The organism is Streptomyces tardus (genome assembly GCF_018101125.2).
GTDB lineage: Bacteria > Actinomycetota > Actinomycetes > Streptomycetales > Streptomycetaceae > Streptomyces > Streptomyces tardus.
This window is the reverse complement of record NZ_JAELVF020000001.1, coordinates 2,546,147-2,570,237: the sequence shown is the minus strand read 5'-3', so window position 1 is coordinate 2,570,237 and position 24,091 is coordinate 2,546,147. Positions and strand designations below refer to the sequence as shown.

The window sequence follows — 24,091 nt, the reverse complement described above, 5'->3', positions numbered from 1 at the left end:
CGTGAGGGACACTTAATCACCAGACATGTGTGTTGATCACGGAGGAGCCTCCCAGTGGAGTTCGACGTCACCATCGAGATCCCGAAGGGGTCGCGGAACAAGTACGAGGTGGACCACGAGACCGGTCGCATTCGACTGGACCGCCACCTCTTCACTTCGACCGTGTACCCGGCCGACTACGGTTTCGTGGACGGCACCCTCGGCGAGGACGGCGACCCGTTGGACGCCCTTGTGCTGCTGGACGAGCCGACCTTCCCCGGCTGCATCATCAAGTGCCGGGCGATCGGCATGTTCCGGATGACCGACGAGGCGGGCGGCGACGACAAGCTGCTCTGCGTACCGGCATCCGACCCGCGCATGGAGCACCTGCGGGACATCCACCACGTTTCGGAGTTCGACCGGCTGGAGATCCAGCACTTCTTCGAGGTGTACAAGGACCTGGAGCCCGGCAAGTCCGTCGAGGGCGCCAACTGGGTGGGCCGCACCGAGGCCGAGGCCGAGGTAGAGGCGAGCGTGAAGCGCCTGGAGGCCAACGGCGGCCACTGAGCCCCGAAAGGCAGCAGACGAGTAGGGCGCGTCCCCGCGGGGACGCGCCCTACTCGTCTGCGCGGACGCAGCGCCGCCGTCGGGGTTGGACCGCCCCGCGTGTGCGGGGAGCAGAGTTGCTGACGTGGGGTTTTAGGTGGCGGGGAGGGCGGATTGAGCAGCCATTGGAGATTCGGGTATTTCCCCTCCTCGTTACGGCCGTTGGCGTCTCGGTACGCGCAGCGCCCAGGCTTCGGGGGCGGACTGCTGACGTGCGGTTGATCGCCGCCGAGGACGCGAACACGTACCCGGACAACGAGCACGGGGACGCGAGACGCGCGCCGGGGCCGGGCGTCGCGTGTCGGGCGGCGGGCGAGTCCGGGCGGGGTCAGAAGCCGCGGGTGCGCTTGGCGGCGCGGCGGCCGGGCAGCGGAGTCTCCAGGCCGGGCGTCTTGATGAACAGCCGGGCCAGCTCGCCGCCCAGATTGACGCCGATGGCGATGGCGAGCGCCAGCGCCGCCGCCGTGGCGAGGTACTGGAAGCCCTTGTCCGTGTTGCCCTGAGCGATGCCGAGCAGCCCGAAGTAGGTGGCGCTACCGGGCAGCAGCGGGCCGATCGCCGCGGTGATGTACGGCATCGCGGAGGCGAACTGGTACCGGGAGAGCAGCTGCCCGAAGAGTCCGACCAGTCCGGCGGCGGCGACCGTCGCCGGCACCGGGTCGATCTCCACCGTGTGCGCGAGGGTCGCGAAAATCAGCCAGGCGACACCGCCGTTCAGGGTGGCCCACAGCACCGTGCGCAGCTCCTGCTGGAGCAGTACGCAGAAGGCGAACGCGAGCAGCATCGCGGCGAACAGCTGGGTGACGGGGCGCTCGATCGAGTAGACGGTGTCGGGGTCGAACCCGGGTCCGAACTGCTCACCGAGGTAGAGCACCAGCAGCACGCCGCAGACGATGCCGACGATCAGGTACATGACCTCCAGAAGTCGGGCGGAGGCGGTGATGTAGTAACCCGTCAGGCCGTCGTGCACGGCCGCGACCAGCGCCCTTCCCGGGATCAGGGCGAAGAGCCCACCGGTGATCACCGCGGAGGCGCGCACGCCGTCGAAGACCTCGTGGAGGCCCATGGTCACCGTGACGCCGATGGCGGCGGGCGGCATCGCCGCGGCCACGAACTGGTAGAACTCGGGCAGTCCGCGGCTTGAGCACAGCCAGGCGAGGCGGTCGCCGGCCATGGCGCCGAGCGCGGCCAGTACGAACACCAGCGGGCCGCCGCCGACCAGGGTGGCCGCGGCACCGGCGAGCAGGCCGGTGGCCATGGTCAGCTCGTTCTTGCTGAACGGGTGCCGGTTGCGTCGGATCTCCGCCAGCGTCCGGTACGCCTCCTCCAGCGTGACCTCGGTGGAGGTGATGTCGTCCACCAGCCGGAACACGGCGGCCAGCCGGGTGTAGTCGGTGCCGCGGCGGCGCACCGTACGGCTGAGGCTCACCGGATCGTCGACCAGCGAGGGCTGGTAGGTGACCGAGAGCAGCGTGAAGGTGACGGTGGGTTCGCAGCGGTCGAGTCCGTAGGCGTGCGCCACGGCGAACATGGAGGTCTCCACGTCCTCCGCGCCCTCACCGCCCGCCAGCAACAGCTCGCCGATACGGAGCGTGAGGTCGAGCACGCGCGGCGCGGCCGGGCCGCTCTCGTCCTCGCCGCGGGGCGAGGGTTCGGGTGCGGGCCGTTCGGCCAGCGGCATCCGGACCATCGTGCGCATCCGGTCCTGCCAGGGCGCCGCCCGCCTCGCCATCGGTCCACGGCCCGCGGTCGTCGGCACGCCGCCGGCGGGGGTGAACTGGAAGGTGCTGCCCGGCTGTTCGCGCTCCGGCAACCGGAAGCCCTCAGGTACGGCGAACTCCGACGTCGGGTGTTCGTCCACCGGTTCCGGCTCCCGCGCCAGCAGGCCCTTGGGGACGGCGAACTCGGAGGTGGGGTGCTCGTCCTGCGGCAGCGGCGGCATCGGCACCCCGAAGGGCGGGGTGAAGGTGCTGTGGCCGTCGTCGTAGTCGTCGTAGTCGTAGAGGGAGTCGGCGTCGTCGACGGGGCTGTCCGGCCACTCCTCGTCGAAGTCCGCGGCCAACGCCCGCGGGGGGACGCCGACAGGCAGCTCGACGTCGTCGTCCGGCTCGTCGTCACCCGGTCCGTGTGCGTCCGGTCCGGCGGCGTCCGGCTCGTGTGCGTCCGGTCCGGCGGTGACAGGCGCAGCACCGTCGGCGGCGGAAGGCCCGGTGGCGGAAGTCCGATGGGCTGCGTCGTCGGCGGTGTCCGGGCCGTCGGCGGCGGCGACCTCGGCCGCGATGGCCTCCTCGACCGCGGCCTCCTCGGCCTCCGCAGCTCTCTCCGCGCTCTCGGCGTCCTCCACCGACGGGACGTCGGGCGACGTGTCCGTTCCACGCCCGTGCTCCCGCTCGGCCTCCGGACGCCCGGCGGCGTCCGGTCCGGCGGCCGGCCTGCGGCTCGTCGCGGGGGTCGCGCCCCTGGACCCCGGACGCTTCCCGCGTTTGTCCCCGACCACGTCCTGCCACTCCTCCGTCACGCGAGACCCGTCGGCTTCGGACTTTCCCAACCGTCCCTGTTTCACCAGGTGGCGAGAGGTGCCTCTCCCCTGCTGGGTGCCCACGAGGCGCAGCATAGGATGTAGCCCGTTCAACCGCCTGTGGAGCCCGTACGAAAACAGGAGATCATGGCGCCGAGCAACAGCAACTCCCTCGGGACACGCGCGTTCAATGTGTTCAGGGGCGGCCTGATCGGCGTTGTCGAGGTCGTACCGGGGGTGAGCGGCGGAACAGTGGCGCTGATCATCGGTGCCTACGAGACGCTCATCAACACCGCCGGGCACATCACCAGCGCCGCGCGGCTCGCGATCTCCGACCTGCCGCGCGGCAGGGGCGGCGCACGGGCCAAGGAGGAGCTGCGCCGGGCGGACTGGCCGATGATGCTGCCGATGATGATCGGCATGGTGTGCGCACTGGCGCTCGGCGCGAAACTGGTCGCCCCGTTGGTGGAGGACCACCAGCAGTACGCGTTCGCGCTCTTCTTCGGGCTGGTCCTGGCGTCGCTGTACATCCCGTACTCGCACTCCGGACAGCACTGGAAGCCGCTGAACTACCTGGTGGCGGCGGCGATGGGGCTGGGCGCCTTCTTCCTGACGGGGCTGGCCCCGGCAGAGGTGACGGCGAACCCGCTGACCGTCTTCCTCGGCGGCTCCATCGCGATCTGCGCCCTCGTCCTGCCCGGTCTCTCCGGCTCCTTCCTGCTGCTGACCATGGGCCTCTACCAGCCGGTCATCGACGCCGCCAACAACCGTGATCTGGCACTGCTCGGCTCCTTCGGGCTCGGCTGCGTGCTCGGGCTCGGGCTCTTCGTGAAGGTGCTGAAGTGGTTGCTGGAGCACCACCACCACCTCACGATCGTCGTCATGACCGGTCTGATGGCCGGTTCGCTGCGCGCGCTGTGGCCCTGGCAGGACGACGACCGGAACATGTACGCGCCGGGTGACGGCACCCCCGCGACCTTTACCCTGATGGCTTTCGGCTTCGCGCTGGTCGTCACCGTGATCGTCGCCGAGCACCGTATCCAGCGGTCCAAGAAGCGCCGGGCGACCCTGCCCGAGCGCGGCCGCCGCAAGCACGCCAGGGTCTGATCCCGCCCGTCCGGGACCGTACGCCCCCGGGCGATGACGGCCGGTCGCGCACGGCCCGCTCGGGCAGCACCGGGACAGCGCGTCGCAGTGCCGCCGACGCCCCGGACGCACACCCGCGTACGGACCCGGCCGGTACGGGCGGCCAGGAGCGTCGCCGGCGCACCGGCAGCGCGGTCAGGAGCGGCGGTTGGCGTTGGCGTGCACCGCTTCCCGCAGATACGCCGCGAGGCCCGGCCCGAAGGCGTCGTACGTCGCGGTGAACCGCTCGTCGGCGACGTACATGTCGGCCAGCCCGCGGTGCATCTCGTAGCCGCACTCGTAGTGGTGGCCGATCCAGGCCCGGTGCTCCTCCGCCAGGTCCGTCGCCCGTACCGAGCCGGCGGGTTCGCCGGACTCCCGCAGCGCGGCGAGGCGGCGGCACAGGCCGTCGTGCTCGGCCATGATCCGCTGCCAGTCCTCCTTGGTGTACGAAGCGGCCCGGCGCCGCGACTGCCGGTACGCCTCGGCGCCGCCCCAGCGTTCCTCGGCCTCGGCCTCGTGGAGGTCCGGGTCGTGGTCGCCGAAGACCTCGAACTTCTCCTCAGGGGTCAGATTGACGCCCATCGTCTGTGCCTCCAGGGTGCGTTGAACGGCGGCGGCCATCTTCCGCAGCTGCTCGATCCGCCCGGTGAGCGCGCGGTGCTGACGCCGCAGATGTTCGAGCGGGTCGGTCCTCGGATCGTCGAGGAGCAGTGCGACCTCTTCGAGCGGGAAGCCGAGCTCCCGGTAGAAGAGGATGCGCTGCAACCGGTCGAGATCCGCGTCGCTGTACCGGCGGTGTCCCGCACGGGTGCGTTCGCCGGGTGTGAGCAGGCCGAGTTCGTCGTAGTGGTGCAGCGTGCGCACGGTGACCCCGGCGAGGCTCGCGACCCTGCCGACGGAGTGACCCATGTCCGCCTCCTTGGTGAGTGGAACGGGACCACTGTCCGTCCTCACGTCGCGTGAGGTGCAAGCCCTCAGCCCGCAGCCCGCCTCCCGCCCGCCCCGCCCGCCTGTCCGGATGGCAAAACGTCGTTTTGGTCCTTACCCGGCGCGTGCCAGGCTACGACCCATGCTGGGTATCACCGACCTTCCCACCTACCTCGTGGGTCTCGCCCTCATCGTGCTGCTCCCCGGGCCGAACTCGCTCTACGTCGTCTCGGTCGCGGCCCGCCGTGGGGTGCGTCCGGGGTACCAGGCGGCGTGCGGGGTCTTCTGCGGGGACGCGGTGCTGATGACGCTCTCGGCGGGCGGTGTGGCCTCGCTGCTGCAGGCGAGCCCGTTGGCGTTCTCGGTGGTGAAGTACCTCGGCGCGGGCTATCTGAGCTGGCTGGCGGTCGGGCTGCTGCGGGGCACGTGGCAGCTGTGGCGGCGCCGCACGGAGCCGCCGGAGCCCGGCGCGGACACCGGGCCGGACACCGGGCGCACCGAACCGGCCGCGGCAGGTACGAGGGCCCGCGGCCCGGCGCGTGAACTCCCGTTCCGCCGGGCGCTGTTGGCCAGTCTGCTGAATCCGAAGGCGATCCTCTTCTTCGTCTCCTTCTTCGTCCAGTTCGTCGACCCGGCCTACCCGTACCCGGCGCTCACGTTCGTGGTGCTCGGGCTGTGGGCGCAGCTGTTCAGCTTCGCCTATCTGTCGCTGCTGATCTTCGGCGGTACGCGGCTGGCGGCGGCCTTCCGCAGCCGGCGGCGTCTCCAGGCGGGCGCCTCGGCGGCGGCCGGTACGGCGTTCCTCGGCTTCGCGGCGAAGCTCTCGCTCACCAGCGGCTAGCAGGGTCGGCCGGAGCCCATACGCTGGGAGCATGGCCCGACCCCGGAAGTTCGACGAAGACCGCGTACTGCTCGCCGTCCGCGACGAGTTCTGGGACAAGGGCTATGCGGCGACGTCGCTGGAGGACCTGCTGCGCGTCAGCGGGCTCGGCAGGGGCAGCCTCTACGGCGCCTTCGGGGACAAGCAGCATCTGTTCCTGCGGGTGCTGCGCGAGTACGACGACGCAAACCTGGTGAGCCTGCGCGAGCGGCTGGAGTCCGCGACGCGGGAGATCGACGCGGTGCACGAGTTCGTACTCGGCCCGGCCGCCGATCCGACCGGGGCGGCTGCGCGCCGTGGGTGCCTGCTCGCCAACAGCAACGCCGAACTCGCCGCCGCCAGCCCGGAAGTGGCCGCCGAGGCCCGCCGCAGCTACCGGGCGATCACCGCCCTCCTCACCGAAGCGCTGGAGCGCGCCCAGCGCGAAGGCGACCTCGCCCCGGAGGCGGACCCCGCCGAGACCGCCCGCACCGTGCTCGTGGCCCAGCTCGGCCTCCTCGCCCTGGGCCGCACCGGCACGGACGTCGACACCCTGACCTCGGCGGCCCGGTCGACTCTGGCGCGCATCCTGCCCGCCCCCACTCGGTAGCGCGACCACTCCCCGCGCACCTCCGGGGCAGCCGGCCCGTACGCCACCAGCCCGTTGACCCCGAGCCCGGTCGCTCCGAGCCCGGTCGCTCCGAGGCCGATCGCTCCGAGGCCGGTCGCCGCGGGAGCGCGGCTCGCGCACGGCCCTCGTCCGGCGCCCCGCCCGCCCGGGGCCGGCAGCCTGCTCGACTCCGACCGCGGGAGCCGCCCACCCTCATTCTTGACCGATCGGTCCATATCGAGGAGAGTTATTGACGCAACGGTCCACAACTCTTGAGGAGGACGGCATGGCCGTCTTGGCAGACAAGGTCGCGGTGATCACCGGAGGCAGTACCGGCATCGGTTTCGCCACCGCACGCGCGTTTCGCGACGAGGGCGCGCAGGTGTTCATCACCGGCCGCCGCAAGGAGGCGCTGGAGGCCGCGGTCGCCGAACTCGGCGACAGGGTCACCGGGTTGGTGTGCGACGCCTCGGTGCCCTCGGAGCTCGACGCGCTCTACCGGGCCGTGCGCGAGCGGGCCGGCCGTATCGACGTACTGGTCGCCAACGCCGGCATCGGCACCGTGGCACCGCTCGGCGAGGTGACGGAGGAGGTGGTCGACTCCCTGTTCGCCACCAACGTCAAGGGCACGATCTTCACGTTCCAGCAGGCGCTGCCGCATCTGAACGCCGGTGCGTCGGTGGTCCTCACCGGCTCGACCGCCCCGACCCGGCCCGATGCGGGGCTGGAGGTCTACGCCGCGTCCAAGGCCGCGGTGCGCACCCTCGCCCGCGGCTGGGCCCTGAGTTCGCGTGCGTACGACTTCCGCGTCAACGTGGTGTCGCCGGGCGCCACGCACACCCCGGGCCTGCTGGAACTGCTCCCGGCCGAAGCGCTGAAACAGGCCGAGGGCGACATCCCCCTGGGCCGGCTCGCCGAGCCTGCGGAGATCGCCGCGGTGACCGTGTTCCTCGCCTCGGATGCGGCGAGCTACGTCAACGGTGCCGAGTTCTTCGCCGACGGCGGCTACGCGCAGGTGTGAGCGCCGCACACCGTACGGCCGGCGCTCCCGCCGCGCTCCGACCCCGACGGGGCCCGGAACCGTGGCGACCGCGAGCCCCGAAGTGCCGTACGGGACGGCTTAGTTCGGGGACGCTCAGTACGGGACGGCTCAGCTCGGGAGGGCTGAGTTCGGGCACGCCCAGTACGGGACGGCTCAGCACGGGACGGCTCAGTTCGGGAGGATCTCGATCCGTACGTCGTCGCTCTCACAGAAGCAGAGGTGGTCGCGGACCGCGGCCACCAGCGGTTTGGGGCTCGGGTAGCTCCAGGCGATCTCGTGGTCCGGCGTCCCTCGCGGCGCCCAGTAGCGGGCGTCGCCCTTGAACGGGCAGTGGGTGCGCCGCTCGCTCTCCACCAGCTCCGCGGTGCGGACGTCCTCGGGCGGCAGGTAGTAGCGGTCCGGGTAACCGGTCTCGGTGAGCAGCAACGGCCGCGCGCTGTCGGCGATCTCGGTCCCGCGCAGGGTCACCCGCACCCTGCGGACCCCGGCCGGTTCGGCGATCACCTCGATGCGGTGGCTGTGCCCGTCGGCGTACGGATTCGCCGTGCCCTCGGGCAGGACGTCCGCCTCGCGCTCTCCCTCACCGGCCATCACGTATCTGCCTTCCTCGAGTCGGGTGATGAGCCCTTCGGTCCATGCGGCGGCGCTGTCGGAGGTGTGCACCCACAGGTCCATGATCTCGCCGATGTGCCCCAGCTCCGGAGCCGTCGGCCCGCCGGGACTCCAGTGTGCGTCGACCTCCGCGCGCCAGGCACGCAGCGCGGCCACTCGGGCGCGCAGCAGCGCGATCGCCTCGGCGCGCGGCAGGTCGACGATGAAGCCGACGGCCGAGGTGAGCACGTCCGGCTTCTCGTCGATCGCGGTGAGCGCGTGCCGCAGCAGCCGCAGGAACTCCTCCTCGCCGGTCCCGGTCAGCTCGTACTCGGTGCGGGGCGGGCCGCCGTCGGGGCTCGGAGAGGTGGTGTGCGCGGTCAACAGCTCCTGCTTGGCCAGCTGTTTGAGCGCGTGGTAGATCGAACCGGGTTTGGCGTTCGACCACTCGTGGGCGCCCCAGAACTCCAGGTCGTTGCGGACCATGTAGCCGTGTGCCCGGCCGTGTTGGCGCACGGCGCCGAGCACCAGCAGACGGATCGCGGACATCCCCGGGGCACTCCCTGCGCTCGGACGGCTCGCCGCGAGGCACAACCGCGACAGGCACACACCCTAGTCGGGACGATCACGGGGGGGGCCGGGACGCCCGCCGCACCCGTCGGTGCGGCAGGGGCGCGCCGGGGCACGTCCGAGCGGTCGCTCAGCGCCACTCCTCGGGGAGGGTGAAGTCACCGTTGGCGATCATGAGGTCCACGGCGGTCCGGCCGTCCAGGGTCTCCCGTACGAGGTCGGCGTGGCCGCTGTGCCGTGCGACCTCCTCGATCAGGTGCAGCAGCGCCCAGCGCCAGCTGCGGGTGCCGCCCGCGTCCCAGGGCGCCGGCGGCACCTCGAACGTCTCGTCCAGGGACGGAAGTTGGCGGACCGTGCGCTCCGTCTCGGCCGCGATCGCCTCGTACGCGGCGAGGAGTGCCTCCAGGCTCTCCGCCTCGCCTTCGGCGGTGAAGGACTTCTCCTGCTGGGCGAGGACCTCCGGGTCGCTGTAGTCGACGGTGTCCGTGCCGCTCATCAGCCGCACCCAGTCCGCCTCGCCCTGGCTGACGTGCTTGAGGATGCCGGCGAGCGAGAGGGTGCTCGCGCTCGGCGTGCTGCGGGCCTGTTCGTCGGTGAGCCCGTGCACGGAGCGTCGGACCGACTGCCGCTGTGCGTCGAGGTAGCCGAGCAGCGCGCCGGCCTCGTCTCCGCGGGCCTCGGGCTTGGTGGGGATGGCGCTCATGGGATCGACCTTTCGCGTGGGCGTCGTGGCGACGTGGGCGTCGGGGGCCGGTCCGGCCCTCACCACTGACCAGCACGCTACGGACCCTTGCGGTCGACTTCTGTCCGCAAGGGTCCGGGGTCGGGAACCTGCTCCGCTGCCGCGAGCGGAGCGCCGCACCCGCCGCGGCCGGAGCGCCGAGCGGGTGCCGCGGGAACGCGGCGTCAGAACGGGAAGCCGCTGCGGCCGTGCTGGATCGCGATCCACTTGGTCGTGGTGAACGCCTCCACGAACTGGTCGCCGTTGAGGCGGCCGAGGCCGGAGTGCTTCTCCCCGCCGAACGGGACGATCGGCTCGTCCGCCACGGTCGAGTCGTTGACGTGCATCATTCCGCTGCGCACCCGGCGGGCGAACGCGACGCCGCGCTCGACGCTCGCGGTGTGGACGGCGCCGCCGAGTCCGTAGGGCGTGTCGTTGGTCACCCGCAGGGCGTCCTCCTCGCCGTCGACCGCGATGATCAGCGCCACCGGCCCGAATATCTCCTCGCGGCGCAGCGCGGAGTCCTCGGGGATGTCGGTGAGGACGCTCGGCCAGACGAGGTTGCCGTCGGACTCCCCGCGCAGCAGCGCGGTGGCGCCTTCGTCGACGCCCTGCTGCACGGCCGCGGCGACCCGCTCGGCCTGGCCGGAGTTGATCAGCGGACCGATCAGGGTGTCCGGGTCGCCGGGGTCGCCGACCTTGAGGCCGCGCACCTTGGCGACGAACTTCTCGGTGAACTCCTCGGCCAGCGAACGGTCCACGACGATGCGGTTCGCGGCCATGCAGACCTGGCCCTGGTGGACGTACCGGCTGAAGACCGCGGCGTCGACCGCGTAGTCGACGTCCGCGTCGTCCAGCACGACCAGGGCACTGTTGCCGCCGAGTTCGAGCACCGTCTGCTTGAAGTGGCTCGCGGCGACCGTCGCGACGTGCCGGCCGACCCGGTCGGAGCCGGTGAAGGAGATGACCTTGGGCACCGGGTGCGCGATGAACGCGTCCCCGACCTCGGCGATGTCGGTCACGACCACGTTCAGCAGGCCGCCCGGCAGTCCGGCCTCCTCCAGGACCTTGGCGACCAGCGTGCCGCCGCAGATCGGTGTGTTCTGGTGCGGCTTGAGGACCACGGCATTGCCCAGGGCGAGCGCGGGGGCAACGGTCTTGAGGGAGAGCAGAAAGGGGAAGTTGAAGGGCGAGATGACGCCGATGACGCCGACGGGCTCGCGGTAGACGCGGTTCTCCTTGCCGTCCACCGGCGAGGGCATGATGCGACCCTCGGGGCTCAGTGCCAGGTGCACCGCCTGCCGCAGGAACTCCTTGGCGAGTTGCAGCTCGAAGGCCGCCTTCAGCCTGGTCCCGCCGAGCTCGGCGATGATCGCGTCGGTGATCTCCTGCTCACGGTCCTCGATGACGCGCAGCGCCTTCTCGAAGACGAGCCTGCGCGTGTACGGACTGGTCTCGGCCCAGACGACCTGCCGGCGTTCGGCCGCCCGGTACGCCTCGTCGATCTCCTCGACGGTGGCGACGGTGATCGAGCAGAGCTTGTCCCCGTTGTACGGGTTGAAGTCGATGATGTCCCAGGAGCCGCTCCCCTGACGCCATTCGCCGTCTATGTACTGCGAGGCCAGATCCGTGAAGTAGGGCATGCCGGTCCTTCGAAGAGTCACGTGGTCAGCAGTCAATGGTGCGTCATCGTAGCCACGGGTCAGGCGAGTTGACGCAGCTTGTGGAGGTAGACGCGGGTCTCCTCGGGCGAGAGGCAGTTGTCGGTGAGGCGGCGCATGACTCCCGCGTACTGACCGACCTCGTCGGGCTTGTCGAGATAGAGCGAGCCGGTGAGCTGCTCCAGGTAGACGACGTCGGGGATCTCCGGCTCGGGGAAGCTCAGAACGGTGAACGCACCGCTCTCCGCGGGGTGTCCGCCGAGATCGAAGGAGGTGATCTGGAGCGTGATGTTGGGAAGCTCGGACAGCTCCGCGAGGTGGGCGAGCTGAGCCTCCAGAATGGCGTGGCTGCCGAACGGTCTGCGCAGGGTGGCCTCGTCCAGCACGCAGCGCAGCTGGGCCGGGTTCTCCTGGTGGAGGAGCTTCTGGCGGGCCATCCGCAGCGCCACCCGGCGCTCGACCTCGCTCTGCGGCACCTGCTCGCGGTGGCCGCTGGAGACGACGGCGTGGGCGTAGTCCTCGGTCTGCAACAGGCCGTGCACGAACTGGACTTCATAGGTGTCGATGGCGCAGGCGGCGCCCTCCAGGCCCACGTACGTCTGGAACCAGGAGGGCAGTACGTCGCTGTAGCTGTGCCACCAGCCGGCGATGCTGGACTCGCGCGCGAGGTTGAGCAACGGCTCGCGCTCCACGTCCTCCACCACGCCGTAGAGCGTGAGCAGGTCCGCCACGTCCCGCGCCTTGAAACTCACCCGTCCCAGCTCCATCCGGCTGATCTTGGATTCGGAGGCGCGGATCGCGTAGCCCGCCGCCTCCCGGGTCACCCCCCGCGTCTCCCTGAGACGGCGCAACTGGGAGCCGAGCAGGATGCGGCGGACCATCGAACCGCCTGTCCCGCTCGGGGCGTTCACTCCACTTGCCCCAGTTGATCCGATCACTCCACCTGTCACCGGATTTGCTCCTATACAGATAAGACGCCCGCCCAGATTCAGCTTGCAGTCTGCCATCTTTGCGCTTCGTTGAGTGCCCGGACGATTACACACGATCGAAAGTTACGCGTGCACGTGCATCTGCCCTTGCATCCGCCGACTGCATTGGCAACCATGGAGTCAGCCCAAGTGCACCTTGTGCGCGACCAATTGGGCTCCCGAGCGATCGGGAGTGCGCCGTCATCGGATCCGCAGAGGATCTGCGCCGCCGTCCAGCCAGGGGGACCAACGTCATGGCGACCAAAGGACAGACCGTGCTCGAGCCCTTATGGCGAGGGCATTCGTCATCCAGCCACGACCCGCTCTCCGGTTCCGCCACCTGCATCCTCTCCTCACACTACGAAGCGGTCGGCACCGCGCGGGAGTTCACCCACACCACACTGTCGAGCTGGCAGCTCCCGCGGTACTGCGACGACGTCACCCTCGTCGCCTCCGAGCTGGTGACCAACGCGCTGCGGCACGCGGTTCCCGGTCGGTGCCGCACCCGGTCCGCCCCGTCCGACGAGCCCTTGGTGCGGCTGCATCTCATGCGCTGGGCCTCGCGGTTGGTGTGCGCGGTCCGCGACCCGAGCCTGCACGCACCCATCACCGAGGACGGCAGCGCGTACGGGACCGAGCGGCTCGCCGACTACGCGGACGACGACGCGGAGTCGGGCCGCGGCCTCTTCCTCGTCGAGGCGTTCAGCGACAGCTGGGGCTGGGAGACCGTCGAGGGAAACCCCTCGGGCAAGGTCGTGTGGGCACTCTTCCGACTGCCCGGAGCGGGAAACGCCGGGATGTCCGCCTGAGGGCGGACCGCACAGCAGGTGTGGCGCACGGAAGGGGGCTGTGCCACGGGGGCCGGCGCCACACCTCACACCCCGCGCGCCCTGCGCCCGGTGCGCTCCGCGCGCAGGCCGGCTTGCGCACGCGTGACGAGCAGGACGTACGCGCCGCGCGGGCGCGATGCGTACGTGACGAGCACGACGCGCCTGCCCGACCGGGCCTGCGGGGCGCGGGCGTTGAGCCGGGCGCGCCCACCGCGGACCGTCGACGCGCACCGCGACGGCGATCCGCGCGCACCGCCGGGCGAGGGCCAACCCCCGTCCGTACGAGCTCAATCGGCGATCAGATGGTCGAACTCCCCGTCCTTGACGCCCAGCAGCAGCGCCTCGACCTCGGCCGGCGTGTAGACGAGCGCGGGACCGTCGGGGAAGCGGGAGTTGCGCATGGCGACGTCCCCTCCGGGCAACTTGGCGAACTCCACACAGGTTCCCTGGGAGTTGCTGTGCCGACTCTTCTGCCACACGACCCCGTGGAGATCCTTGGACGCCATGCCGTTGTGTGCGTGGTGCATCGGACACTCCCAGGTAGTTCAGGACCCAACTTCCGGGGATGATAGCTGCGTTCACGTGCCAATGCATTTGCCAATGCACGTGCACGACAGCCTGTCGTGACGCCATCACCCCCGGTCAGAGGCATGGAAGCCGAACCAACCCCTGTGTCGTCCGATGACGAACTCCGGGTAACCATCAGCACCCCGCCCACTACTGACACTTGCTTAGACGCGCGAGGCGGCCAACAGGTTCACCCCGCGGCGCCGCGCACTGCGGACGGGTCTCCGTCCGGACGAGGCGCCGCGGGGCGGCAGGTGCGCAAACCCCGCGCGAGCAGGGCAGGTTCAGCGGGACACGTACGGCAGCAGCGCCATCTCGCGGGCGTTCTTGATCGCCCGTGCCAGCTGTCGCTGCTGGCGCCGCGTCACCCCGGTCACACGGCGGGCACGGATCTTCCCCCGATCGGACACGAACCTCCGCAGCAGATCGGTGTCCTTGTAGTCGATGTATGTGATGCCGGCCGCGTACTCGGCTTCGGTGAGCAGACAGGACTCCAGCAGCGCCGCGAGGTTCTCCCGGTCCAGGTCCGGCGAGACGAAGACCAGATGCTGTACGCGGTCGCCGTGTTCGGGGTCCCAGTCCAGGGCCGCGGCGGCGCGGCGCACGGCCGGGGCCAGGTCCCAGGCGGCGTCCGGAAGCGAGGCGAGCCAGGGGCCGACGCTCTCGACACACAGCGCGCCGCCAGCGCAGTCCCAGTGCAGCAGGGTGTCGGGGCGGTCGGCGAGCCAGAATCGGCCACGGCTGCGGGCAGCGGCGCAGCACAGCTCCTCCAGCGCCGCGTACAACCGCCCCGGATGGAAGGGGCGGCGACTGCGCCAGACCAGGGTGCCGACGCCGTCGGCGGATCCGTCCTGGGGCAGCAACGCGCAGGCAGGGTGCTGCCGTTCGGCGGCTTCGGCGACACCGAAGCCCGCGGTGGCGGCGGAGGGGAAGTCGGGATGCGCCACCGGCAGTCGGCGCGCGGTGGGGTGAAGTTGGGCGAGCAGCGCCCGGTCGGTCTCGTCCGGCACCTCCTCGCCCTCGACGAGCGCCAGCACGTTCGGGTACTCCAGCTGCCTGGCGAAGGTGTCGGCGACGGTGCGCTGGTCGGAGGGTGCGGCGGCGAGCCCGGCCTCGGCGAGATCGTCGCCGTTGGCGAGAGCGGGGAGCACCAGGGCCGGGTCCACGGCCACGACGACTCCGGCCAGGCGCAGTTCGTCTCCGGCGTGCGCGGCGATGATCTCCGCCATCGCCTTGGGCTCGACCGAGTCCCACAGCTCGACGACCGCCAGCCGACAGGCCCCGACCCCGGCGAGCCGCAGCAGCTCGGGCACCAGATCCTCGCGGAGCGCGCAGCAGGCACAGTCGTTGGAGAGCGGGACGTGCCCGGTGTCCAGCAGCCCGCCCCGCTCGCGGACGGTACGGCGCACCGAACCCGCGGTGGCGTCCGAGAGGTCGTGGTGCAGCGCCACACTGCCGGGCACCGCGGTGAGCAGCCGCTCCACGGCGGCGTTACGGGCGTCCCGGTGCAGCCCGCCGACCACGACGACCGGCAGCGCCCCGCCGCGATCGGACGGGCCGGGCCGCCGGCCGTGTGCGGTCGGGTCCGGCGGCGTCATCGGCCGGCCTCGCCGCGGGCGTAACGGCGCTGGAAGCGCTCGACGCGTCCGGCGGTGTCCATGACCTTGGCCCGGCCGGTGTAGAAGGGGTGGCTCGCCGAGGAGACCTCCACGTCGATGACGGGGTAGGTGCGGCCGTCCTCCCACTCGACGGTGCGCTCACTGGTGGCCGTCGAACGCGTGAGGATCGCGAAGTCGGCGGACCGGTCCCGGAAGACGACGTGCCGGTACGGCGGGTGGATGTCGGGTTTCACAAGCGGACTCATTCCTGGTCTCGGCCCCCGGGTGCGGGCCTGCGGGGTCGGTACGGCTGCGATGCGACTGCGATGCGGTGGTGCGGGTCGGCGGGAGCCGGGTGCCCGGTCGCCCGCCGCCGCCCGCCTCAGCGCTGCTCGCGGAAGAGGACGTGGCGGCGGGCCACCGGGTCGTACTTGCGCAGCTCCAGCCGATCGGGGCTGGTGCGGCGGTTCTTGCGGGTCACGTACGTGTAGCCGGTTCCTGCGGTGGACCGCAGGCGGATGACCGGACGGAGGTCGTTGCGTGGCATGGGGGTACTATACACAAACGACAATCGTTTTCATTAAGGAAGAGAGGTGGCCCGATGTCCGCCCACTGCCAACTCACCGGCCGCGCACCGACGTTCGGCAAACAGATCTCGCACTCGCACCGGCGCAGCTCACGCCGCTTCGACCCCAACATCCAGCGCAAGCGCTACTGGCTGCCCTCCGAGGGTCGGCACGTGCGGCTGACGCTCAGCACCAAGGGCATCAGGACGGTCGACACCATCGGCATCGAGCGGGCGGTCGCCCGTATCCGCGCACGCGGCGGGAGGGTCTGATGGCCAAGCGCAGCAAGATCGCGAAGAACGAGCAGCGCAGGGCCGTCGTCGAGCGGTACGCCGCCCGCAGGTCCGAGCTGAAGCGGATCATCCGCGACCCGGCGTCCGAGGAGGGCGCACGGGCCGCTGCCCAACGGGAGTTGCGGCGCCAGCCGCGGGACGCCTGCGCGGCCCGGGTGCGCAACCGGGACAGCGTGGACGGCCGTCCGCGCGGGCATCTGCGGGCGTTCGGGCTCTCGCGCATCACGATGCGCGAGCTTGCGCACGCCGGGAAGCTGCCCGGCGTGCGCAAGTCGAGCTGGTAGCCGCCGCCCTGTCGCCGACGGCGCGGAGCCCGGAACCGACGGGACCCACGGGACCGACGGCGGTGGCCGGATCCGGTCGGCCACGTTTACGGACGGGGCAGGGCGCCGTCGTACGTTCCCTGCCCCGCCCGGTGCGGTCGGCGGCCGATCGCGGTCAGCGGCGGTCGGGGTGTACCATCATCGCCGAGCCGCCCCCGCCGCGCGTCTTCTCCGCCGCCGCCAGCCACTTGCCGCCGGGCAGCCGCTGGATACCGGTGGCCCGGCCGATCGAGGCGCTGCGGCTGAACTCGTGCCCCAGCGCCTCCAGTTCGACGCGTACCGGGCTGTCCCACAGTTCCGGTTCGAGGTCGGTGCGGGGGGTGTCGCGCTGGCTCGCCCGCGGGGCGTTGATCGCCTCGGGGAGCGACTGCCCGCGGTCGAGCACGCCGGTCAGCAGCTGGAGCACGGTGGTGATGATGGTCGCGCCGCCCGGGCTGCCGACGGCGAGCACCGGACTGCCGCGCTCCAGCACGATCGTCGGCGCCATCGAGGACCGCGGACGTTTGCCGGGGCCGGGGAGGTTGGGGTCGTGCACCTCGGGGTTGACCGGTTCGAAGTTGAAGTCCGTCAGCTCGTTGTTGAGCAGGAAGCCGCGGCCCGGGACGGTCATCGCGCTGCCGCCGGTGGACTCGATGGTCAGGGTGTAGGCGACCACATTGCCCCAGCGGTCCGAAGTCGTCAGATGCGTCGTGCTGACGCCCTCCGGGCCGGAGGGCACCGGCGTGCCCGTACCGCGGTCGCAGTCCTGGGGGTCGTACGGGTTGCCGGGCGCCAGCGGACTGGTCAGCGCGGCGTCGTCGTCGAGGAGACAGGCGCGGGAGTCCGCGAAACGCTGGGAGAGCAACTGCCGGGTGGGCACCCGCTCGTGAGCCGGGTCGCCGACCCATCGGCCGCGGTCGGCGAAGGCGATCCGGGATGCCTCGATCGAGCGGTGGCGGTAGGCCGTCTCGTCGGAGGACGACAGCTCGCCGGTCGACTCCAGAATGTTGAGCGCCTCCCCGACCGTCGTACCGCCGGAGGAGGAGGGCGCCATCGAGTGGATGTCCAGACCGCGGTAGCGGGTGTGGCTGGGGCGCTGCTGCTTGGTCGCGTACCGCCGCAGGTCGCGCAGCGACAGCTCGCCCGGCCGTACGGTCCGGTCGGCGTCGGGGTCCACGCGCGGCGCGTTCACGGTGCGCACGATGTCCCGGGCCACCGGGCCGCGGTAGAAGTCCCGTACGCCCTTGTCGGCCATGCGCCGGTAGGTGTCGGCGAGGTCGGGGTTCTTCAGGGTGCTGCCGACGACGGGAAGTTCGCCGTCGGGCAGGAAGAGTTCCGCGGTGTCGGGGAAGTCGGCGAACCGCTCCTCGTTGGAGGCGGTCTGGTCCCGGAAGTTGTCGTCGACGGTGAAGCCCTCGCGGGCGAGCTTCTCGGCGGGCTCGAGCAGATCGGCCAGTGGCCTGCTGCCCCAGGCGCGCAACGCCGCGTCCCAGGTGGCGGGCGTACCGGGAGTGCCGACGCTCAGGCCGCTGTTGACGGCCTCGTCGAACGACAGCGGTTCACCGTCCTCCAGGAACAGGTCGCGGTCGGCGGCCAGCGGCGCGGTCTCCCGCCCGTCGACCGTCCGCACCTGACCGGACCGGGCGTCGTAGTGGACGAAGTAGCCACCGCCGCCGATTCCGGAGGAGTACGGCTCGGTGACCCCGAGTGCGGCTGCGGTGGCGACGGCGGCGTCGGCCGCGTTGCCGCCCCTGCGCAGCACTTCGAGCCCGGCGGCGGAGGCGTCCCGGTCGACACTGGCGACGGCGCCGCCGTGACCGGTCGCGACGGACTCCTTGGGCGGTACGGGCGGTACGGCCTGCCCCGGCGGTCCGGGGGACGCCCCGTGCGGAGGGGGCGCGGCGGCGGCGACCGTGGCGACCACGGCCGCCACCGCGACCAACGAACAGCTTCGGGCGAACGAACGACGCATCCGTACCTCCGTTGTGACGACCCGTGGGCGCATACCGGCCGAGCGCGGGGACCAATGTTCCTCCCTTTCGCAGCGGACATGCCATACATGGGAAGGAATTGGGCCGGGTGGACGCGTTGACGACACGAACCTCCCCAATCGGCCCACCCGCCCGATCGGCCGACTCGTTGTCGCTGGTCAGTGCAGCTACCGACCAACCGGTGCGATGGTCTTGACGATTGCCGCGAACCGCTGTGGGGTGTCCCTCTGCCGCCCGCATCCCCACACCGGAAGGCTTGCCATGTCGCGCACCACTCCCCCCACCTCCGCAGAGCCCCGCCGGACCGGCGGCCGAGTCTCCCGCAGGCGGCTGGTCCTGGCACTGGCCGCCACCGGCACGCTGCTCGCCGGCACCGCCGCCACGTCCTACGCCGGCGAGGACACCGCCACCCCCGCCGAGCAGACCTCCCCGTTCACCGGCCTGCCGGCCGAGCCCGCGCCCGTGCTCGCCGTGAAGATCGACAACGCCTCGGGCGCCCGCCCGCACACCAACGTCGAGGACGCGGACATGGTGTACGTGGAGAAGGTCGAAGGCGGAATGAGCCGGCTGATCGGCATCTACTCCAGCCAACTCCCCGACACCATCGGGCCGGTGCGCAGCGCCCGCGAGTACAACGCGGAGCAGCTCCAGACCTTCGACCGCCCGGCGCTCGCCTACTCCGGCGCGCAGAAGGGCGTCGACGAGATCCTCGACAAGTCGCCGATCTTCAACCTCTCCAACGACAACTTCCCCAGCGCCTTCCGCCGTGCCGACGACCGCCCGGCGCCGCACAACCTCTACGTCGACCCGCAGGCCATCCTGGACGAGGCCGGCGAGGCGAGCCTGAGCGCGGACATCGGACTGCGCTTCGGCGACAGGCCCGAGGGGGGCGAACCGACCGAGGAGCGCACGGTCAACTACGGGACCGCCGAGATCGGCGTCAAGTGGTCGGCGGAGGAGGAGCGCTGGCTCGCCTCCTTCGACGGCGAGCCGGCCATGAGCACCGACGGCGAGCAGCTCGGCGGCAAGACGGTCGTGGTCCAGAAGGTGGACATGCCGCCGTCCGACTTCCAGGACCCGACCAACACGACACCGTTCATCGAGACCGTCGGCGAGGGCGAGGCCACGGTGCTGCGCGACGGCGAGGCGTTCGAGACGACCTGGAAGCGCGACAACGAGAAGGACGGCACCACGTACACCCTGCCGAACGGCGAGCCGATGCCCTTCGACCCGGGCCAGACCTGGGTGGTCTACGAGGAGCGCTGACCCCGCCCCGGTGCCCCGTGCGCAGCCGCCCCGCCCGGTGGCTGCGCACGGGACGCCGCGACGGTCGGGCCCGGTCGGCGCGCGACCGTGCGCACGCCGTGCACCGTTCCGCGGCGTGCACCGTTCCGCGGCGTGCACCGGCCTCTGGCGGGCCGTGCACCGGCCTGCGGGCCGGGCGGTCAACTGCGAGCGCGAATCCAGGAGTTGGCGGCGGGACGGAACATCAGCGGGACGGCCGCCAGCACCGCGAGCAGATGCAGTGTGCGGCTCGCCCCGAAGAGCAGGTCGACGGCTCCGGCCGAGGCCAGCGCGTCGCCGACGCTGCCGCCGTCCAGGAGGTGTCCGAGCGGTCCGGCCACCAGGGAGAGCGTGCCGAGGATGCCGAGCCCGAACGCCAGCAGCAGCCGCGCCCGGTTGCTGCCCGCGCGCAGCCGCAGGACGAGCCACACCGCCGCGCCGCAGACCGCACCGCGAACGAGCAGACCGAGCGCCGGCTCGGCGCCGGAGGAATCCGCGTCGGCGAGCAACTGGCCCGCACCCAGCAGCGTTTCGAAAACTTCGGCACCAACGGCCGGCAGCCACAGGGCGCTTGAAGAGCGGATCGAGGCCGGTACGGGGCCGGCCGGCGTGCGCCGCGACCCGCCGCGGCCGTCCAGGTCCGGGCCCCAACCACCGTACGCATCGCGGCTGTTCGGGGCGGAGTGAGCACCCCGAAGTCCGCCGCGCGGCCGGTGGGCACGCGGGCTCGGTTCGGGCCGGGGGGCGGTCGAGCGGGGCTGCGGCATGGCGGGCCTCCCGTGGTCGGAGTCCGGGACGTCGGAGTCCGGGACGTCGGCGGTCCGACACCGGCACCCGGCGCGTGCCCTGCCATGCTCCGGTCCGCTCCGTGCCCGGCACACGCCGGTGGGCCCCCGATCACGTACGGGTGCCGGCCACAGTTACGGCGGCGAAGGGTTGCGCCCACCGCCGCCGTAACTGCGCCTGCCGCTGTCAACTGCCGTCGGGGACCAGGCAGTTGAGCGCCCCTGGACGGATGGTGACCTCGGCCGGAAGCGTGGTGACCTCGTCGCCGTCCACACAGACCGGGACCGGGCGGTCGGCGTCGATGGTGACGGTCCGCACCCGGCCCACGGTCACTTCGGGCCGGTCGACGTGGGTGCCGTCCTTGACCTTGTTCATGAACCGCACCACCTGGTGGCGGGGGCCGTCGCCGACCGTCAGCAGGTCCAGTTCCCCGTCGTCGGGGACCGCGGAGGGGACGATCCGCAGACCGTGGCCGTACGCACCGGAGTTGGCGACGATCACGGTGTGCCCGGTGAGGCGGCGGGGTTCTCCGTCGACCACCAACTCGTAGCGCACCGCACGCCACTTCATGATGGCGCGCACCGGAGCGAGCCGGTAGAGCAGCAGCCCGGGCATCCAGCGGTTGTCGTTGATGATGCGGGTGGCCATCGAGTCGATGCCGACGTACACGTTGCCGGGCGCGATCACGCCGTTGACCTCGGCCACGTCCAGCGCCCTGGGCGCGGCACGCAGCAGCAGCTCGGCGAGGGCTGCCGTCTCCCGGGGCACCCCGAGCGTCTTCGCCAGGTCGTTTCCGCGTCCGGCGGGGGCGATGGCCAGGACGCCGGCCGAGGCGACCACGCCCTCGGCCACGTCGCGCACCAGCCCGTCCCCGCCGACCGCGACGACGATGTGCCCCTGCGCCGCGGCCCGTTCGGCGCGCTCCACGGCGTCCTCGCGTCCGGTGGTGCGCACCGAGTGGACGGTGGCGCCGGCGGCGGTCAGGCGTTCGGCGACGGGCTGCCAGAACTGCCACGCGGTACCGCCGCCGGAGATCGGGTTGACGAGCGCGGTGAACGTGCGCGCCGTACCCGCGCCTCCGCCGGCACCCGCGCCCGCGCCCGTACCGCCGCCCGCTTCCGGGCCCGCGTCCGTGTCCGGGCCCGCGTCCGCGCCGCCCGCGTCCGTACCGCCCTGGCCGGTCGGGCCGGTGTCGGCCGGGCTCATGCGCCGGCCTCCGGGCGCTCCGGGGCGATCAGCACGCCGGGGTTGAGGATGCCGGTCGGGTCCAGCGCCTGCTTGGCCGCACGCAGCGTCTCCACCGCCAGCGGACCGATCTCCTGGCGGTAGGTGTCCCGGTGGTCGGTGCCCACGCCGTGGTGGTGGGTGATCGCCGCGCCGGCCGCGCGGATCGCGTCGTTGGCGGCGGTCTTGGCGGTGCGCCACTGCCCGAACGGGTCCTCCGCCTGGGCGCAGGCCACGGTGAAGTAGAGCGAGGCGCCCGTCTCGTAGACGTGCGAGATGTGGCAGAGCACCAGCGGCGGAGTGCCCTGGTCGGTGAGCGCCGTGGTCAGCGCCTGAGTGACGGCGGCGCGCAGCGCGTGCAGGTTCGACCAGAAGGTGACGGTCTCCAGTGTCTCGATCAGGACGCCGGCCTCCAGCAGCGGGTCGCGGTAGTACGGCGCGCGGAAACGTCCCGTGCGCCACGCCTCACCGCCGTCGGTGCCCTCCGGCGCGCCGCCCGCGGCGCTGAGCACCGCGGTGGCGCCGGCTCGGCGGGACTCGACCTCCGCCGCGGCGCCCTCGTAACCGGTGACGGCCAGGCAGCCGCCGGCACCGCCGCCGTTGAGCGCGGAGGGGTCGGCGAGGTTGATGGAGGTCTCCGCCTCGTCGGACAGGCGCAGCACGGTGGGCACCGGACCGTCCTGGACGAGCCTGCGCAGCGCCTCGGCGCCGGCCTCGAAGGTCTCGAACCGCCAGGTCTCGAAGACGCGGACCGCGGGCGCGGGACGCACCCGCACCGTCACCGAGGTGATGACGCCGAGCGCCCCCTCGGAGCCGAGCACCAGCTGCCGGAGGTCGGGCCCGGCGGCGGACTTGGGGGCGGTGCCCAGCTCGACGGTTCCGCGCGGGGTGGCCAGCGTGAGGCCGACCACCATGTCGTCGAAGCGTCCGTAGCCGGCCGAGGACTGGCCGGCCGAACGGGCCGCCGCGTAACCGCCGATGCTCGCGCCCTCGTAGGACTGCGGAAAGTGACCCAGCGTCAGGTTCCGCTCGCGCAGGGCCTTTTCGGCCGTCACACCGCGCATGCCCGCCTGGAACGTGGCGGTGCGGGAGATCTCGTCGACGGCCACCACCGCGTCCAACCGGCCCATGTCCAGGGCGACTACGCCGTGGAAGCCGTCGCGCGCGGGGGCGAGCCCGCCGACGACGGAGGTGCCGCCGGAGTACGGGACGACGGCGACGTGATGCTCGGCACACGCGCCGAGGAGAGCGACGACCTCCTCGTGGCTGCCGGGCAGCGCGACCGCGTCCGGGGCGTCCGAGGCGTCGCCGGAACGCAGCCGCAGCAGGTCGGGGGTGGACCAGCCGCGGGTGTGGCCCACTCGCGCCTCGCGGTCGTAGCGCACGTACTCGGCGCCGACCGCCACCTCCAGCGCGGCCCGCGCCCCGTCGGTGAGCACGATGTCCGGCAGCGCGGCGTCGGCCGGCTCGACCGGCCCGCACGCGGGTGCTCGCACGCCGAAGGCGGCCAGCGCCTCGTGCACCGCGCCGGACAGCTCCGCGGGGCGGTCCGGGTCGCCCCAGCGGTACGGGTGGAAGTCCACGACGGGGAGATCTGACTCAGTCATCTGGCGGTCCCTGGTTTCCTGCTCGGCGGGCACGCGGCCTGCTCGGTGCGGTGGCGGTACGGGCGTACGGGTGTACGGGCGGATACGGGCGCTCTGCGGCTTCGCGGGTGCGGCGCCCGAGCACCTGCGGCAACCCCCGCGGCCGGGGCCGGAGGCCCGGCACCCCGCGAACGTCGCTGATACACTTCTACATGTGATGTCGCAGCGAAGCAACGGGGCAGACGCATCGCCCACCCATCCCAAGCCTGCCAACGCCATCCCCGAGGAGCAGATCCTCGACGCGGCGTACGAGCTGCTGCTCGCGATCGGCATGCAGCGGATGACCATGGCCGACATCGCCCGGTACGCGGGCGTCTCCCGGGCCACGCTGTACCGGCGCTGGGGCGGTGTCCGCGAGGTGGTCGGCGCGCTGATCACCCGCGAGTGGGCCGCACTGAGCCAGGACGTCACGAGCCGGATCGAGGCGCAGCCGCCGGTCGCCGCGAACGGCGCCAGGAGCCTCCTGGTCGCCACCGTGGTGGAGATGGCGCGGCGGATCAGGACGCACCCGATCCTGCGCAAGATCGTCGACCTGGATCCGGACTTCCTGCTCCCCTATCTCCTCCGCCGTCGGGGAACGAGCACCAACGAGCAGCTGGAACTCCTGGAGGGCGGGGTGCGGGCCGGGATGGAGGACGGTTCGGTGCGCACCGGCGCCCCGGGGCTGCTCGCGCGCTCCGTACTCCTGGCCACCTGGTCCTTCACCCTCACCGCTCCCGCCCTGGTCGACGCCCCGGACGGGGCCGGAGCCGAACTGGACCGGCTCGACGCCGAGTTGACGCTGATGCTGGACCGCTACCTCTCCCCCACGGCCCCGCCCACAG

At 71.9% G+C, this 24,091-nt stretch carries 23 protein-coding genes and 2 pseudogenes; 10 read left to right on the top strand and 15 right to left on the bottom strand.

What is annotated here, in order from left to right; genetic code table 11:
- Positions 1-54 precede the first annotated feature (54 nt).
- Positions 55-546 (top strand): inorganic diphosphatase, encoded by a 492-nt coding sequence (locus JGS22_RS10985; protein ID WP_211040328.1) that lies wholly within the window; start codon positions 55-57, stop codon positions 544-546.
- A gap of 367 nt (positions 547-913) precedes the next feature.
- Here JGS22_RS10985 and JGS22_RS10980 read toward each other — a convergent pair whose 3' ends face one another.
- Positions 914-2,647 carry a threonine/serine exporter family protein gene (locus JGS22_RS10980; RefSeq protein ID WP_372454304.1) on the bottom strand — a complete coding sequence of 578 codons (1,734 nt, stop codon included), beginning with the start codon at positions 2,645-2,647 and terminating at the stop codon, positions 914-916.
- Positions 2,648-3,250: 603 nt separating this feature from the next.
- On the opposite strand from JGS22_RS10980, the gene JGS22_RS10975 reads away from it, so the two are divergent.
- On the top strand, positions 3,251-4,210 hold the full coding sequence (locus JGS22_RS10975) for a DUF368 domain-containing protein (RefSeq protein WP_211040327.1): 960 nt from the start codon (positions 3,251-3,253) through the stop codon (positions 4,208-4,210).
- A gap of 174 nt (positions 4,211-4,384) precedes the next feature.
- Here the strand turns inward: JGS22_RS10975 and JGS22_RS10970 are convergent, their stop codons facing one another.
- Positions 4,385-5,140: a MerR family transcriptional regulator gene (locus tag JGS22_RS10970; RefSeq protein WP_211040326.1), complete on the bottom strand. Its 756-nt coding sequence runs from the start codon at positions 5,138-5,140 to the stop codon at positions 4,385-4,387.
- A gap of 160 nt (positions 5,141-5,300) precedes the next feature.
- On the opposite strand from JGS22_RS10970, the gene leuE reads away from it, so the two are divergent.
- The 3 genes from leuE (at position 5,301) to JGS22_RS10955 (ending at position 7,648) form a co-directional block, all read left to right on the top strand.
- On the top strand, positions 5,301-5,999 hold the full coding sequence (leuE, locus tag JGS22_RS10965) for a leucine efflux protein LeuE (protein WP_211042401.1): 699 nt from the start codon (positions 5,301-5,303) through the stop codon (positions 5,997-5,999).
- 31 nt (positions 6,000-6,030) lie between these two features.
- On the top strand, positions 6,031-6,627 hold the full coding sequence (locus tag JGS22_RS10960) for a TetR/AcrR family transcriptional regulator (protein WP_211042400.1): 597 nt from the start codon (positions 6,031-6,033) through the stop codon (positions 6,625-6,627).
- Positions 6,628-6,913: 286 nt separating this feature from the next.
- The gene (locus JGS22_RS10955) at positions 6,914-7,648 is read left to right on the top strand and encodes an SDR family NAD(P)-dependent oxidoreductase (RefSeq protein ID WP_211042399.1); all 735 of its coding nucleotides are present in this window, start codon (positions 6,914-6,916) and stop codon (positions 7,646-7,648) included.
- A gap of 189 nt (positions 7,649-7,837) precedes the next feature.
- Here the strand turns inward: JGS22_RS10955 and JGS22_RS26245 are convergent.
- From JGS22_RS26245 to JGS22_RS10935, 5 genes and pseudogenes are all read right to left on the bottom strand, one after another.
- A pseudogene (locus tag JGS22_RS26245) lies at positions 7,838-8,137 on the bottom strand (DUF427 domain-containing protein); the annotation flags it as partial.
- Between the two features lie 45 nt (positions 8,138-8,182).
- A pseudogene (locus tag JGS22_RS26240) lies at positions 8,183-8,809 on the bottom strand (PadR family transcriptional regulator); the annotation flags it as partial.
- Positions 8,810-8,960: 151 nt separating this feature from the next.
- Positions 8,961-9,533: a DinB family protein gene (locus JGS22_RS10945; protein ID WP_211042397.1), complete on the bottom strand. Its 573-nt coding sequence runs from the start codon at positions 9,531-9,533 to the stop codon at positions 8,961-8,963.
- Between the two features lie 203 nt (positions 9,534-9,736).
- On the bottom strand, positions 9,737-11,194 hold the full coding sequence (locus JGS22_RS10940; protein WP_211042396.1) for an aldehyde dehydrogenase family protein: 1,458 nt from the start codon (positions 11,192-11,194) through the stop codon (positions 9,737-9,739).
- A gap of 59 nt (positions 11,195-11,253) precedes the next feature.
- The gene (locus tag JGS22_RS10935; protein WP_211042395.1) at positions 11,254-12,093 is read right to left on the bottom strand and encodes a Sco1979 family transcriptional regulator; all 840 of its coding nucleotides are present in this window, start codon (positions 12,091-12,093) and stop codon (positions 11,254-11,256) included.
- A gap of 341 nt (positions 12,094-12,434) precedes the next feature.
- On the opposite strand from JGS22_RS10935, the gene JGS22_RS10930 reads away from it, so the two are divergent.
- Positions 12,435-12,989, top strand: coding sequence for an ATP-binding protein (locus JGS22_RS10930; RefSeq protein WP_211042394.1), 555 nt, complete (start codon positions 12,435-12,437; stop codon positions 12,987-12,989).
- A 308-nt stretch (positions 12,990-13,297) separates the two neighbouring features.
- Here the strand turns inward: JGS22_RS10930 and JGS22_RS10925 are convergent, their stop codons facing one another.
- The 4 genes from JGS22_RS10925 to rpmG all read right to left on the bottom strand — a co-directional run bounded on the left by JGS22_RS10925 (position 13,298) and on the right by rpmG (position 15,722).
- Positions 13,298-13,537, bottom strand: a complete 240-nt coding sequence (locus tag JGS22_RS10925) for a DUF397 domain-containing protein (protein WP_211042393.1) — start codon at positions 13,535-13,537, stop codon at positions 13,298-13,300.
- A 324-nt stretch (positions 13,538-13,861) separates the two neighbouring features.
- A complete protein-coding gene (gene rpsR / locus JGS22_RS10920) occupies positions 13,862-15,175 on the bottom strand; it encodes a 30S ribosomal protein S18 (RefSeq protein ID WP_216814942.1) in 1,314 nt (437 codons plus the stop codon).
- Positions 15,172-15,429: a type B 50S ribosomal protein L31 gene (locus tag JGS22_RS10915; RefSeq protein ID WP_211042232.1), complete on the bottom strand. Its 258-nt coding sequence runs from the start codon at positions 15,427-15,429 to the stop codon at positions 15,172-15,174. The genes rpsR and JGS22_RS10915 overlap by 4 nt, the downstream gene beginning before the upstream one ends.
- A 128-nt stretch (positions 15,430-15,557) precedes the next feature.
- Positions 15,558-15,722: a 50S ribosomal protein L33 gene (gene rpmG / locus JGS22_RS10910; RefSeq protein WP_211042231.1), complete on the bottom strand. Its 165-nt coding sequence runs from the start codon at positions 15,720-15,722 to the stop codon at positions 15,558-15,560.
- Positions 15,723-15,776: 54 nt separating this feature from the next.
- On the opposite strand from rpmG, the gene rpmB reads away from it, so the two are divergent.
- Entirely contained in the window at positions 15,777-16,013 is a 237-nt protein-coding gene (gene rpmB, locus JGS22_RS10905) for a 50S ribosomal protein L28 (protein WP_211042230.1), read from the top strand.
- Entirely contained in the window at positions 16,013-16,318 is a 306-nt protein-coding gene (gene rpsN / locus JGS22_RS10900) for a 30S ribosomal protein S14 (protein WP_211042229.1), read from the top strand. Before rpmB ends, rpsN begins: the two co-directional genes overlap by 1 nt.
- Positions 16,319-16,472: 154 nt before the next feature.
- Here the strand turns inward: rpsN and ggt are convergent, their stop codons facing one another.
- On the bottom strand, positions 16,473-18,308 hold the full coding sequence (gene ggt, locus JGS22_RS10895; protein ID WP_211042228.1) for a gamma-glutamyltransferase: 1,836 nt from the start codon (positions 18,306-18,308) through the stop codon (positions 16,473-16,475).
- 280 nt (positions 18,309-18,588) lie between these two features.
- Here ggt and JGS22_RS10890 point away from each other — a divergent pair, with 280 nt between their 5' ends.
- Entirely contained in the window at positions 18,589-19,593 is a 1,005-nt protein-coding gene (locus JGS22_RS10890) for a DUF3048 domain-containing protein (RefSeq protein ID WP_211042227.1), read from the top strand.
- Positions 19,594-19,772: 179 nt separating this feature from the next.
- Here the strand turns inward: JGS22_RS10890 and JGS22_RS10885 are convergent, their stop codons facing one another.
- The 3 genes from JGS22_RS10885 to JGS22_RS10875 form a co-directional block, all read right to left on the bottom strand.
- On the bottom strand, positions 19,773-20,120 hold the full coding sequence (locus JGS22_RS10885; RefSeq protein WP_211042226.1) for a hypothetical protein: 348 nt from the start codon (positions 20,118-20,120) through the stop codon (positions 19,773-19,775).
- Positions 20,121-20,583: 463 nt separating this feature from the next.
- Positions 20,584-21,603 (bottom strand): diacylglycerol/lipid kinase family protein, encoded by a 1,020-nt coding sequence (locus JGS22_RS10880; RefSeq protein WP_211042225.1) that lies wholly within the window; start codon positions 21,601-21,603, stop codon positions 20,584-20,586.
- Entirely contained in the window at positions 21,600-23,228 is a 1,629-nt protein-coding gene (locus JGS22_RS10875; RefSeq protein WP_211042224.1) for an FAD-binding oxidoreductase, read from the bottom strand. Before JGS22_RS10875 ends, JGS22_RS10880 begins: the two co-directional genes overlap by 4 nt.
- A 196-nt stretch (positions 23,229-23,424) precedes the next feature.
- Between JGS22_RS10875 and JGS22_RS10870 the strand changes: the two genes are divergently transcribed.
- On the top strand, positions 23,425-24,091 hold a 667-nt coding region (locus JGS22_RS10870), incomplete at its 3' end, for a TetR/AcrR family transcriptional regulator (protein WP_216814941.1).